Annotated in this window: 13 protein-coding genes and 2 pseudogenes; 6 read left to right on the top strand and 9 right to left on the bottom strand. The window is 22.5% G+C overall.

Features of this window, described 5'->3' with window-relative positions; translation table 4 throughout:
- Positions 1–33 precede the first annotated feature (33 nt).
- Both AAHH39_RS06850 and AAHH39_RS06845 read right to left on the bottom strand, forming a co-directional pair.
- On the bottom strand, positions 34–1281 hold the full coding sequence (locus tag AAHH39_RS06850) for an IS256 family transposase (protein ID WP_342219333.1): 1248 nt from the start codon (positions 1279–1281) through the stop codon (positions 34–36).
- A gap of 57 nt (positions 1282–1338) precedes the next feature.
- Entirely contained in the window at positions 1339–2214 is an 876-nt protein-coding gene (locus AAHH39_RS06845; RefSeq protein WP_342217495.1) for an IS30 family transposase, read from the bottom strand.
- Positions 2215–2814: 600 nt separating this feature from the next.
- Here AAHH39_RS06845 and AAHH39_RS06840 point away from each other — a divergent pair.
- The 5 genes from AAHH39_RS06840 to AAHH39_RS06820 all read left to right on the top strand — a co-directional run bounded on the left by AAHH39_RS06840 (position 2815) and on the right by AAHH39_RS06820 (position 5341).
- Positions 2815–3084: a hypothetical protein gene (locus tag AAHH39_RS06840; protein ID WP_252320839.1), complete on the top strand. Its 270-nt coding sequence runs from the start codon at positions 2815–2817 to the stop codon at positions 3082–3084.
- Positions 3085–3086: 2 nt separating this feature from the next.
- The gene (locus AAHH39_RS06835; protein ID WP_342217494.1) at positions 3087–3863 is read left to right on the top strand and encodes a ParA family protein; all 777 of its coding nucleotides are present in this window, start codon (positions 3087–3089) and stop codon (positions 3861–3863) included.
- Between the two features lie 160 nt (positions 3864–4023).
- Positions 4024–4476 carry a hypothetical protein gene (locus AAHH39_RS06830; RefSeq protein ID WP_342217493.1) on the top strand — a complete coding sequence of 151 codons (453 nt, stop codon included), beginning with the start codon at positions 4024–4026 and terminating at the stop codon, positions 4474–4476.
- A gap of 85 nt (positions 4477–4561) precedes the next feature.
- Entirely contained in the window at positions 4562–4834 is a 273-nt protein-coding gene (locus AAHH39_RS06825; RefSeq protein ID WP_342217492.1) for a hypothetical protein, read from the top strand.
- Positions 4835–4846: 12 nt separating this feature from the next.
- The gene (locus AAHH39_RS06820) at positions 4847–5341 is read left to right on the top strand and encodes a hypothetical protein (RefSeq protein WP_342217491.1); all 495 of its coding nucleotides are present in this window, start codon (positions 4847–4849) and stop codon (positions 5339–5341) included.
- Positions 5342–5395: 54 nt separating this feature from the next.
- On the opposite strand, the gene AAHH39_RS06815 is transcribed toward AAHH39_RS06820, so the two are convergent.
- The 4 genes and pseudogenes from AAHH39_RS06815 to AAHH39_RS06800 all read right to left on the bottom strand — a co-directional run bounded on the left by AAHH39_RS06815 (position 5396) and on the right by AAHH39_RS06800 (position 7974).
- Entirely contained in the window at positions 5396–5812 is a 417-nt protein-coding gene (locus tag AAHH39_RS06815) for a hypothetical protein (RefSeq protein WP_342217490.1), read from the bottom strand.
- 350 nt (positions 5813–6162) lie between these two features.
- Positions 6163–6342 (bottom strand): hypothetical protein, encoded by a 180-nt coding sequence (locus AAHH39_RS06810; protein ID WP_342217489.1) that lies wholly within the window; start codon positions 6340–6342, stop codon positions 6163–6165.
- 198 nt (positions 6343–6540) lie between these two features.
- Positions 6541–7665, bottom strand: a pseudogene (locus tag AAHH39_RS06805) (IS256 family transposase); the annotation flags it as partial.
- Positions 7666–7701: 36 nt separating this feature from the next.
- Entirely contained in the window at positions 7702–7974 is a 273-nt protein-coding gene (locus AAHH39_RS06800; RefSeq protein ID WP_342217487.1) for a hypothetical protein, read from the bottom strand.
- 70 nt (positions 7975–8044) lie between these two features.
- Here AAHH39_RS06800 and AAHH39_RS13375 point away from each other — a divergent pair.
- Positions 8045–8251 (top strand): annotated as a pseudogene (locus AAHH39_RS13375) (ISNCY family transposase); the annotation flags it as partial.
- 139 nt (positions 8252–8390) lie between these two features.
- On the opposite strand, the gene AAHH39_RS06795 reads toward AAHH39_RS13375, so the two are convergent.
- The 3 genes from AAHH39_RS06795 to AAHH39_RS06785 form a co-directional block, all read right to left on the bottom strand.
- Entirely contained in the window at positions 8391–9875 is a 1485-nt protein-coding gene (locus AAHH39_RS06795) for a hypothetical protein (RefSeq protein WP_342217486.1), read from the bottom strand.
- Between the two features lie 236 nt (positions 9876–10111).
- The gene (locus tag AAHH39_RS06790) at positions 10112–10879 is read right to left on the bottom strand and encodes a hypothetical protein (RefSeq protein ID WP_342217485.1); all 768 of its coding nucleotides are present in this window, start codon (positions 10877–10879) and stop codon (positions 10112–10114) included.
- Complete coding sequence (locus AAHH39_RS06785; protein WP_342217484.1) at positions 10872–13625, bottom strand: hypothetical protein; 2754 nt, start codon at positions 13623–13625, stop codon at positions 10872–10874. The genes AAHH39_RS06790 and AAHH39_RS06785 overlap by 8 nt, the downstream gene beginning before the upstream one ends.
- Positions 13626–13641 lie beyond the last annotated feature (16 nt).

Below are 13641 nucleotides of genomic sequence, written 5' to 3'. Positions count from 1 at the left end.
TTTTGTAAAAACTATTATTTATAATTCAAAAATCTAGTAATTTATTGTACAATTAATTCTGTCTTCAAATTTTATCATAAAATGAGCAATTGCTGTATTTCAATTTTGAATAGGCAATGTTCATTTTTTTGTTATATTTTCAATTGCTAAATAAAATATTTTAAAAACTGACATATCATTAGGAAAAGCTTTTTTGTTTCTAATAACTTTTCGTAATTGACTATTAACAGATTCAATAGCATTTGTTGTATAAATTACTCTTTTGATTTCTGCAGGATAACTAATAAAAATCATCAAATTTTCTCAATTTTTATATCAAGATTTGGCAATTTGGGGATATTGTTTATTTCATTTACTTTCAAATGATTCTAAAGCTTGCATTGCTTGTTCTTCACTACATGCACTATAAATTGGTTTTAAATCTGTAACTAGAGTTTTTCGATGTTTGTATGAAACATATTTTAAACTATTTCGAATTTGATGAACAATGCATAATTGATGTTCTGTTTTAGGATAAACTGCTTGTATTGCTTCTGACATGCCTGTTAAATTATCACTACAAGCAATCAAAATATCATTTAAGCCTCGATTTTTCATTTCTGTGAAATTAGCTAATCAAAATTTAGCACCTTCATTTTCACTAATTCATAAGCCTAAAACATCTTTTTTACCTTCTAAATCAACTCCTAATGCTATATAAACTGATTTATTAATAATCCGTTTATCTTGTCGAACTTTAACTACTATACAATCAAAATAAACAATCGGATAAACGCTTTCTAATGGTCGATTTTGTCATGCTTTGACATCATCAATAACATCATCAGTAATTTGACTAATAACACTTTCACTAATATCAGCACCATGATATAACTCTTGTAACTGCATTCTAATGTCAGATAGAGTCATACCTTTTGCATATAGTGAAAGCACTTGTTGATCAAAACCATCAAATCTTCGCTGTCTTTTTGCAACTATTACAAGAGTAAAATCACTATTGCGATCTCTTGGTACATCAATCTCAATTTTACCTTGTTGAGTTATTAATTTTTTTGAACTTGTACCATTACGAGCATTTTCAGTATTACTATGTTGATTTTTTTCATATCCTAAATAATTTTGCATTTCAGAATTCAACATTTTTTCAACTAAACGTTTTGTTAATTCTTTATATAAACCCCCTTCTTTAAAAACTGTTGTTAAATCTCCAGTATTTTCTAATAATAAATCTACTGCTTTTGATATTGGATCATTATTATTAATATTTTGTTTTTTAGCCATCTGTAACTCACTCTTTCTAGTCATTTAATTATATTTACTAGAATTAATTAAACATAGTTATTTTTGTAAGTTACACAGATTACTAAACATTGCCGAAAAATTAAATTTTTTGGGAAATTTTTCTCTAATTAAACCATTAGTATTTTCATTAGTACCTCTTTGTCAAGGTGAATATGGATTTGCAAAATAAATTTTCACATCTAAATTTTTTTCAAGTTGTTGTCAATTTGAAAATTCTTTACCACGATCAAATGTTATAGTTTTAACAATGTTTTTGGGAAGAATTGATAAATAATGGTTAATATTTTTATTAATAACTTTAGTAGTTCTGTTTTTAACTAATATTGCTAAAGTAAATCGTGATACTCTTTCAACTAAAGTTATTAAACATTTTTTACTTTTGCCTCTTGATGATACTATAGTATCTCCTTCTCAATGACCAATAGTTATGCGATCATTAACATTGATATTTCGTTCTTTAATTGTTTTACCATTGAATTTGCCACGATTTTCTTGAGATCTTCGTTTTTTACCTTTTCTTCTTAAATTTTTAATAGTAATTTTTTCAAGTAATCCAAAATAAATTCAATTGTAAATTGTTTTAAAACTAATTGCTCATTGTTTATGAAAATTTTTAATTCTGCCATAAATTTGTTCAGGTGATCAACCTAATAGTAATTTCTGTGCTACATATTTTACTAAATCTTTATTTTTAAACTTATGAAAAATAATATGTGATTGTTTTCGATTTTCAGCTTTATTTTGTGCAATTAATGAAAAATAATGACTATTATCTTTATTTCTATTAATTTCTCGAATAATAGTACTAATACTTCTGTTAAGATTTTTAGCTATTTCACTAATTTTAACTTTAAATTTCAATTGATTCTCAATATAAATTCTTTCATCTATGCCAAGATGTTTATAACTCATATAAAAACTCCTTACTTTTTTCTAAACTAAATTTAGCATTATGAAATTTTTATATGAGAATTTTTTTTTAATTATGTAGAAAAGTATGGATGACCAAAAATTATTCATCAATTTACACTTAAAATATTATTTTTAATTAAAAATTTGTTAAAAATAACATTATTTAGTGTAAAAATTCTCTAAAAATAACACTTTATCATGTATCATTACTTTTCTACAAAATTAAAGGAATTTTTTGCAATTTTATTTACTTGCACTTACAAGTATAATTCAGCTAATATTTTTTGAAAATTATTTTATTAAATTTTGTAAAATAACTTTTAGTACCTACATACTTTTTAAAGTATGTAGGTACTTTATATAAAATTAATTTAATTAAATTATATTATAGTATTTAAAGTATAAATAGTATAAATTATTAAAATAAGTTATTTATACTATTTTAATGATAAAAAATAAATTAGTATATAATAATTATTAGTAATACTTTTTAAAGTATGTAGGTACTTTATATAAAATTAATTTAATTAAATTATATTATAGTATTTAAAGTATAAAAAGTACATAAAGTTTAATTATATAAAAAGGGAGAAAGATAAAATGCCAAATATTTCTAAAAAAAATGAAGCAAAAATTATTAACACAAAAGGAGTTAAAGAATTAATTACTAATTCTGCTTCTTTCAATAAAACTTCTGACTTTAAAAAAATTAAAAATGAAGAATTTATGCCAAGAATGAAATGTGATTCTATATTAGTTAAAAAATTCAGAGAAGAAGCACAAAATAAAAAATGGTTATTAACAACTTTAATGAATGAAATTTTAGAAGAAAGATATGGAAAGATTATTGATGAAAGTGAGAGTGAATAGTTATGAAAATGATTTCATTTGCAGTAAAAAAAGGTGGAGTTGGAAAAACTACTCTTTGTAAAAATATCGCTTATAAACTTGCCTTAGAAAATAAAAAAGTGTTACTTATTGATTTAGACCCACAAGCTACACTTACTTTAAATTTTAGCAAACCAGAATATAATAAAAATAAAACCTTAAAAACAATTTTAACAGAACCAACAATGATATTTTTAAATCAAATAGTGCAAAAAACAAAATATGAAAATATTAATATTATTGTTGGGGGAGAAAACTTAAATAAAACTTCATCTTTAATAAATCTTAACTATCCAAATGAAAAAGAACAACTTTTATTAGCAGAAGTTATTTATCAAAATAATAAAGAAATATTCGATAGTTATGATTATGTTTTAATTGATTATCCACCAACTATGCAAGAATTAGCATTAAATTTTTTAACACTTTCTGATTTAATTATAGTTCCTTTAACTGATGATGGTGGTTGTTATAAAGGATTATTAGATTTAAAAAATACTTTAAATATGGCTTGTCGTATCATTAACAAGGATATACCACCAATTAAAATTTTGTTAAATAATGTTAAAAATAATGATGTAAGTGCTACTATTTTTAAATGATTACAAGATGATAGTTTAGAAAAACTATTATTAAAATCACAAATTAAACATTCTGACACTTTTGCAAAAAATACTGTTAAACTTGATACAATTTGAACTAACCCTACTTATTGACGTCAAAAACAAGCATATGAAGAACTTATTGCAGAAATAATTTAGTAGTTAAAAATAAAAAAAACACTTAACCAAAAATGATTAAGCGACTCGGGGGCTATACCCTCTTGCACAGCATTACCTGTACTAACAATAATATTATATACTACATTAAAAAGGTTGTCAAACATAACTTTATTCATTACTTTAGAAAGAAAGTCAAATTATGCAACAAAAATACTGATGAAAATTGCAAAAAGGAACTGGCATTAAAGTTCAAATTCCTAATGATATTAATAAAGAAACTGGTAAGCAAAAGTATCGTCCAGCAATAGTAATTAAATCTTATCCAAGTCATGTAAAAGTGCAATTATTATCAACTCAACCAAATAAAGATGATTATTATAAAATTACTGTAAATAATAAAATTGGTTATATTCGACCTATATATCATGTTACTATTCCTTTTAATTTAATTAAAAGTTTATGATTTGAACGTGGGGGAATAGTGTCTCTTGACACTAACAGTGTTTTCTTTAAGAAAATTATTGAAATGCAATATAAAGAAATTTTTGATGAAGAATTAAATATAAGCCAATTACAGCAAGAAAATAAACAACTTAAAAATGAAATTTTTTTATTGAAAAATCTTAAATCTAAAAATAGTAATCATGGATAGATTTCTTTATTAAAAACCAATATGTGCAAAATTAATTTTTAAATCATGTAAAATTATATTAAGAAAACTTAGGGGGTTTATTTATATGTCAAAAGCAGAGAAAAATCAGAAAATTAAAAGAACTAAAAAAATAAAAAATCCTAATGCTCCGAAACCACCAATAAATGCTTATTTCTTTTTTCTTATAGAACAAAGATCAGACTTTAAAACAAAATACCCAAATTTAAAACCGCAAGAATTAGTTAAAAAAATTTATGAAAAATGAATTGAATTAGATATAACTGAAAAAGAAAAATATCAAGCGCTAGCTAATGCGGATAAAGAACGATATTTGCTTGCTAAAACTAGCAAAAAATAAAGGATTTAAAGAATGAATTTTCTAGTTAAATGATTAGAGTTATCAGTAGAGTATTGAGTAATAATAGGATTGTCTATAATTATTGTGTTATTAATTTTGTTTTTATTATTAGTTTTTTCTGTTTATAAAAGAAAAAAATTTAAGTTTAAAATAAATGATATTGTAAGTGATAATTTAATAAAAATAGGTAAGAAAAATTATAAATTTTCTAGCAAAAACTCTTTTGCTCTTTTTAATCAAATTAAATCAATAGTTTTAGATAAACGTTATAAATATTTTTATAAGTTTAAAAAAAGGTACAAAGAGGGAAATTTAAATAATGAACTTTTTGATGTGGTTAAAAAATATTATTTAAAAAATGAAAAAGAATTAAATAAAAAACCACAAAATTTAAATGTTGATACTAAAAAAATAGATAATCATGATGTATCAGATAATTCGAATAAAAAAATTGAACCAATTTTTGATGATAAAAATATGACAGTTAAATTTGAAGAAGAAAAATAAACTGCTCCATTTGAGCAGTTTATGGTAATATTTATTAAACATTACCTCCAATTTTTAAATTGAATTACTTCTTTGTTTTTGGTTATTATCATTTTTAATAGAATTCTCTTTCATATTCTTTTCAAAAATTATGTTTACTATTTTTTTATATTTTTCGATTATTTTAGTTTTTATTTGTGATTTTTTGTCATCAAAATGACTAATTTCGCGCATCAAATATTTAATTTTTGTATTATTGTCTTTAATTTTGTGATTTAATTTTTTCTTTTTTAAAAAATTAAATAATCCAAAACTAATTACATTTAAAAAAGTGTATTTTTTGATAGCTGATTTTTTATTTAAATTTAATTCTAATTCTTTATGTAGTGGTTCTATTTCTAAAACTATGTTTTTTATTTTTTCATCTAATTTTATAATTTCATTTTCAAAAATTTCAATTTCTTCTTGTAAATCTTTCTTTTTATCTTTCATCTAAACTTTCCTTTCAAAATAAAAACTCAATTACTTTAAAATTAAAGTAGTGAGTTAAAAACATGTATTAATTTTATATAAATAAATTATACAAAAAAAGTTCCTGTATAAAATAAGGAACTAAAAGTTTTAAAGGTTATTTGAAATTTGTGTTTATATTTAAATTTTATATTCATTTTTTAAAATTATTTTGTTCTATAAAAAATAAGAACAATTTTATTATAACACTTTTATTTTATATTTTAACACTTATTTACGTTAAATATTTTCATTAAAATTCTACAAGAAAAAATAAAACTACTCAATTGAGTAGTTTTAAAGTATTTAAGATTTACATTTTTTGAGATTTACTATATTTTTGGTCCTTTTGAAGTTGATTGTTTATTAGCTTTTTCAGATTCAAAAGATTTAGCAACTCTTTCTCTTCTTTCACGTTCGTTTTTTTCTCCTCAAGCTTTATTTGTTTCTTTAGCTTCTTTGTCATGTTTATCTTTATCTGCTTGACTTAGTTCATTACATGATCTTCACATATTTATATTCTCCTTTGATTATTTTTGAATACTTTTTTCTACTTTTAAAATATCCAAGAAAAAGTATATATTTTTAAAACGAAAAATGTGTAAAAAATAATAAAAAATCGCTATTTTCTGAAAATAGCGATTAGAACTTTATTATTTAATTAAATTGAGGCTTTTTAGAAATCTGTGTTTCTTTGTTTTACAAAGTTACTAGTTCAGATTAATTCTGTCTTCAAATTTTATCATAAAATGAGCAATTGCTGTATTTCAATTTTGAATAGGCAATGTTCATTTTTTTGTTATATTTTCAATTGCTAAATAAAATATTTTAAAAACTGACATATCATTAGGAAAAGCTTTTTTGTTTCTAATAACTTTTCGTAATTGACTATTAACAGATTCAATAGCATTTGTTGTATAAATTACTCTTTTGATTTCTGCAGGATAACTAATAAAAATCATCAAATTTTCTCAATTTTTATATCAAGATTTAGCAATTTGGGGATATTGTTTATTTCATTTACTTTCAAATGATTCTAAAGCTTGCATTGCTTGTTCTTCACTACATGCACTATAAATTGGTTTTAAATCTGTAACTAGAGTTTTTCGATGTTTGTATGAAACATATTTTAAACTATTTCGAATTTGATGAACAATGCATAATTGATGTTCTGTTTTAGGATAAACTGCTTGTATTGCTTCTGACATGCCTGTTAAATTATCACTACAAGCAATCAAAATATCATTTAAGCCTCGATTTTTCATTTCTGTGAAATTAGCTAATCAAAATTTAGCACCTTCATTTTCACTAATTCATAAGCCTAAAACATCTTTTTTACCTTCTAAATCAACTCCTAATGCTATATAAACTGATTTATTAATAATCCGTTTATCTTGTCGAACTTTAACTACTATACAATCAAAATAAACAATCGGATAAACGCTATCTAATGGTCGATTTTGTCATGCTTTGACATCATCAATAACATCATCAGTAATTTGACTAATAACACTTTCACTAATATCAGCACCATGATATAACTCTTGTAACTGCATTCTAATGTCAGATAGAGTCATACCTTTTGCATATAGTGAAAGCACTTGTTGATCAAAACCATCAAATCTTCGCTGTCTTTTTGCAACTATTACAGGAGTAAAATCACTATTGCGATCTCTTGGTACATCAATCTCAATTTTACCTTGTTGAGTTATTAATTTTTTTGAACTTGTACCATTACGAGCATTTTCAGTATTACTATGTTGATTTTTTTCATATCCTAAATAATTTTGCATTTCAGAATTCAACATTTTTTCAACTAAACGTTTCTTTAATTTTGTAAAAAAGTAATGATACATGATAAAGTGTTATTTTTAGAGAATTTTTACACTAAATAATGTTACTTTTAACAAATTTTTAATTAAAAATAATATTTTAAGTGTAAATTGATGAATAATTTTTGGTCATCCATACTTTTCTACATAATTAAAAAAACGTTTTGTTAATTCTTTATATAAACCCCCTTCTTTAAAAACTGTTGTTAAATCTTCAGTATTTTCTAATAATAAATCTACTGCTTTTGATATTGGATCATTATTATTAATATTTTGTTTTTTAGCCATCTGTAACTCACTCTTTCTAGTCATTTAATTATATTTACTAGAATTAATTAAACATAGTTATTTTTGTAAGTTACACAGATTACTAAACATTGCCAAAAATAACAAAGTTCAATACATACAACCTAGAACTGATGTAATTGTACTTAAATCATTTATTGATGAGTTATATATTAGTTACAATTATCAAATATATGAACTAAAAGAAATAGCACCAAAACCAATTATCATAAAAGAGTTGATAAAAACTAAAAAGGTTTATATACCAAATAAAAACCATCCTTGAAGATATGGATACCAATAATGCCAAATTAAAATTAGATAAAATTCTTTTTATAAAAGATTATTTTTGTGAATACTTAACTATATAAAATTTTAAATCATTTGTCTAGTGGCAAATTTGGTGCCTTAAAATTGATTTTAAAGATATAAAATAATTAGAATTATATACCAGCAATAGCACAAGTACCAGAAGTAATTGCTGAAAGTTTAGAACCAACAGTTCCAATTACAGGCATGTAAGAAATTAATTCACCAACTAAATTTACTGTATTAGCACAATTTCAATTTGATTCATTTTCCAAATTAGAAACTCTTGTTTCTAATTCATTAACTGTTTTATTTAAAATTTTAAAATCATTTTTTAATCCTTGCAAATTTTTGCTTAATTCATCAATTTTCATCTCATCATCTATTATTTTTATTAAAATTTTTCATCTTGATACATAACCTTGAATATTTATACGTTCTTGTCTTTTTCAATTATATAGCTGTTCAGGAGTAAATGTTTTAGCATTATTTATTGCTTGTGGCAAAGTAGAATTTCAATATCTTATATCTTCTATTCAATCTTGGAATAATACGTTATTTGTTATATTATAGTTTATTTCATTAAGTTTATTTTGTGTTATATAAGTAAAAATTGTTTTTGTTGAACCATAGGAATAACAATCATCAAGTTCTCTAGCATAATTTTTTGCTAATAATTGAAATTTAAAACATTTATCAAAATATGAATAATCTTTTCAATTTATAATTTCGATATTTTCTTTTTTAATAGAAAGATATTTTCTTTTTATTGCAGTTTTAATGCTATCATCTTTTTTTCCAGATCAATATTCATAATTTTTATTAATATTAATTTTTCCTAAATTAATTTCGATATTTTTATTTCAATCTGGAAAATCTCTTTTTAAATTATCAAAACATTTATTTGGATAACCCAATATATCTTCTGTTATTATTCTTACTGATTTAAAATTATAATACTCAAAATTAATTTCTATGCGTTCTTGTTTAGAACTATTTGCATATGTTTTTTCAATTTCCAAAAAATTATCAAAAATAAGTTCACCAAATTTATTTACAGTTGACCAATTAATTTGAAAATTAATTTTAATTTCACCGTTATTGTACATATCTTTTATTTTTTCTTTAAATATTTCACCAAATTTCTTTTTAGGATCATCAAAATTTAAGTCTTTTCAATAATAATAATCATCTATTATTCCTTCAAAAATTATTGGTACAAATGAAACAGTAATTGGAGAAGAAAAAGAAAATGGAACATTTGTAATTTCATTTCCTTTGATTGATGTTATATCAAAAAAATTCTCTCTTTTTAGTCTATTTCTGTGTTTTTCATGACGATGTTTATGAGTATTTGTTTGTAGTTTTATTTGATAAAAAAGGTCAATATTTTGATTTGGTAATTGTTGATTTAAATTATATCGTTGATAATTAGTATTTAAATTTGTAAAGCTAATATCTTGGTTTATTGATTGTAAATTAGTATTGTTGCTAGCTCAATTTTTAATCTTTTCATTATTATCAATTCATTTACCATTAATACCTTGGTTTTTATTTTGAAAAAATGGGACAGTTAGCATTCATAACTTAAATCAATAACTTGGATTAAAATATTTCATATTTATTGTTCTCCTTTGAAAGTAAATATAAAAATATTTACTTTCAAAACAAAGCAATTTTTTATTTTTCTAAATTTTACTACTTTTTTAAAATAAAAAAAGTTTTTGTATAAAATAAGGAACTAAATTTTTTATGGGTTATTTGGAATTTATGTAGTTTATTGAATAGTTTAACTTTCCAAAATAATTTATTTTTTTATAAATATTTTTGGGAAATTTTCACTCAATATTGACAGTTAATAACAAACATCTATAAATTTAATTAAACTATAGTAAAGTTCTAATGCAGTATCTTTTTTATCAAATGTTGAATAAGTATTTCAATTATTTAATATTTGTTGATTAATATTTCGTAATAAAGGAGCTGCTTTAGAAATTGTATTTCTATAAATATTTAATAATTCAATAAATTGCAAATATTTATCTACTTTTTCTTTACATAAGAAAATACTTAATTTTTTTCTTAAAATTTTATTGTATAAATCATATTTTAATTCTTTATTTCACCCTAAAAATTTAATAATTTGTTCATGCATTAATTTTTGTAAATTAAAAAAATAATTACTTCAATCTTGTTCATCTAAAAAATAACGTATTTTTTCTAATTTTTTTCTTAATTCAATATTATAACTTGCTTCCGATACATCATTAATTATTTTTTTAGGATTTTTATCAAATCAAAAAAATAAATCATCTAATAATGTTTTAATTAATTTTTTATGTTTACAAAAAGGAAAATCATCTCTAATTTTTTTATGATATTCAAAAATATCTTTACTTGATAAAAGAATATATATTCATTTTTTTCCATTTAAAAATTCATTTTTATTATAAAAAATATCATCATAATTTGAAGTGATAATGTATTTTTTATTTTTTTTAAATTGATTTTGAATAATTAAAAAAGAACTTAGATCATATTTATTAAAATTTGGATATTTATTTTTTTTAGGATTTAAATAAACAAAATGTTCAACATAATAACCTAATTGTTTTCTATTCATCGTGGTTTTTTTTGATTCCTTTATTTTCTTTTCTAATATTTTTTATTTTTTTCATCTCAGCTACTTTATCTTGTTTATCTAACTGTCTTGCTCTTCAATAACCACGATATTTAGGATTTGTACGTCAACGAATAAAAATACCTGCAACAAAAGAAAGTAAAATTAATGGAATACCAATACTAAATCCCAACAATAAGCCTCAATCACGAAACTTAATATTTGCTTGACTTTGTAATCAGTCATGATAACTTTGACCAGCTGCAAAATTATCAATTTCGTTTTTTGTTTGAGGTTTTTGTTTACCATTTAAAATTTCATCAATACTATATCCATGTAAATTCAATCCACTTTCAGCATTTTTAATAGCTTGTTGATATGCTATGTTTATGTCTTTCATATTGGTATTTACTCAATCGATAGTATCACTTTGTAACTTATCTAATTCAATATATTGCTGATAATCATTACTTGTAGCTTTTAATAATTTATTGTCTTCTCAAACAATATTTTTTAAATATTTTTTTATATTATCGTTATTTAAAAATTGAATAACTTGATCTTTGATTTGTTGTTCTTGTTCGGTTGTTGCAAAACCACGAGAAGCTATTTTTTCAATTTCATTTATTCATTTATCTTCCTTTTTGTTAATAAAATCTTGATAGTTTTTAATTCAAACCGAATAATTATCTAATGTTGATTTATTAACTACATTTTTAATATCAACATTTAAATTTTTTGGTAATTTTTCTAAGCCATCTTGTAATTTTTGTTCTGCAATATCACTAATTACTTTATCTAATTTACTTTGATTTATAGCATATAATGTTTGTGTATTTACATAAGTAACTGGATCTAAAAATGACTTATAATCACCTTTTAAATCACTATCAATTGATATTACAAAACCCTTACCTTTAGTTGATACAATATTATTAAATGTATTATCAGCAATATTTTTATAATTATCTAATCAACCATTAGCTTCTTGTTTAACTTCTTGACTTGCAGAATGACTATCAACTGTAACATTTAATTTGTTTGATTTATCATTTAAATCCTGATCATCAAATTTTCCTTGTAATTTTCAATTACTTTCACCAAGTTCAAGATAACTTTCATAAATATTACCAACAACATCAACTAAATGTAAATGATATATACCATCATTATTTATATTTAAATTTTTAGAAAAAGTTTGATGTGTTTTAACTTCAGTAAAATCATTTGTTGTTTCATTTACTGTTCCTTGTACATAAAAACTATTTGGGTAATCAATCAAAATATCATCAAATTTAGAATTTAAAGTTGCGGAGTGACTACTACCTTGTTTACTTCGAGTTTGAATAATTGGTTTACCAATAGTATTACCTAAATCCGATACCAAACCAGTCAATAAATCTGTATCATCAACATTGGTTTTGTAGTTGATTTTATTTTTATCAATTGATGTTTTTACTCATAACTTATATGTAACTTGACCAGTTGTAATATCACCACTAAATAAATCAAGATATTGTCTATATTCATCTTTCAAAGTTAAAATTAAAGTATGTTCACCACTAGCTATATCTACATCTGTAGATGGAACTGTAATTGAATTTCCATCTAATATAGCACTTTTTAAGTATTGTTCTTTAAAATCTAATTTTTGTTCATTTTTATAAACAAAACCATCAAATAAAGAATCTCAATAGTCAGGTTTATTGATTTTTAATAAATCATTAATTAAATGACCTTTAAATAAACCACCATCAGTGTAATAGTCGCCTGTAGTAAAATAAATATTATCATCTGATAAATATACACATTTTATTGTTTCAACAATACCAGAAAGTGATTTGAAATTAACGCCATCAGTACTTTTATATAATAACCCAGAACCATGTTGTCCTTCTTTTTCAGTTCCAACTCAAACTGTTCCATTTGGAGCAGTTGCAATAGAATTTACATAGTATTCATCAGATATACCGTTTACTTGTTCAAATGTAATTCCTCCATCTGTTGATTTATTTAATTTAGTATTAATTTTTGCATATATTGTTCCATTTGGAGCAATTGCAATAGAGTCTATATTATTTTTTGGATATATATTTGTAAAATTTATTCCATCAGTACTTTTTCATAAACCAGTATTTTTAAATGATAAAGAACTACCAAAAAAAATATTTCCATTTTTATCAATATTAATAGAATAAATCATTGAAGAAGATACACTTGTTAATTTTTCAAAATCAGTCTCTCCCTTAGTTAATTTTCATAAGCCATTACCATAAACACCTACATAAACTGTACCATTTGGAGCAATTGCAATAGAAGTTATATTATTTATTTTATTATTTGTTACTGAATTAAAATTAATTCCATTGTCATTTGAAAAATATAATTCTTGGTTTGTTCCAACTCATATTTCTCCACTTAAAGCAATATCTATACTTTGAATAGCATAACTATTAGGGATACCATTTACTTGTTTGAAATTAACGCCATCAGTACTTTTTCATAAACCAGTTGTGCTACTTCCTGCATATATTGTACCATTTGGTGCAATTATAACTTTTTGAATTTTTTTATTTTTTAAGTCTTGAAAATCATTAATAAATGGACTATTAATCATAGTTAAATTTTTATTTAATTGATTTGATTTAAAACCATGATTTACAACATTATTCGTAAATACTGGTTTTAAATTACTTGCACTTGTTCCTACCAAAGTAGAAACTGCAAGCATAGTTAGTAATTTTTTCATTTTATTTGTTCTCCTT

Origin of the sequence: Spiroplasma endosymbiont of Amphimallon solstitiale, assembly GCF_964030965.1 — a bacterium.
In the GTDB taxonomy this organism is placed as follows: domain Bacteria; phylum Bacillota_I; class Bacilli_A; order Mycoplasmatales; family VBWQ01; genus Spiroplasma_E.
This window is presented reverse-complemented; position numbering and strand designations above follow the sequence as displayed.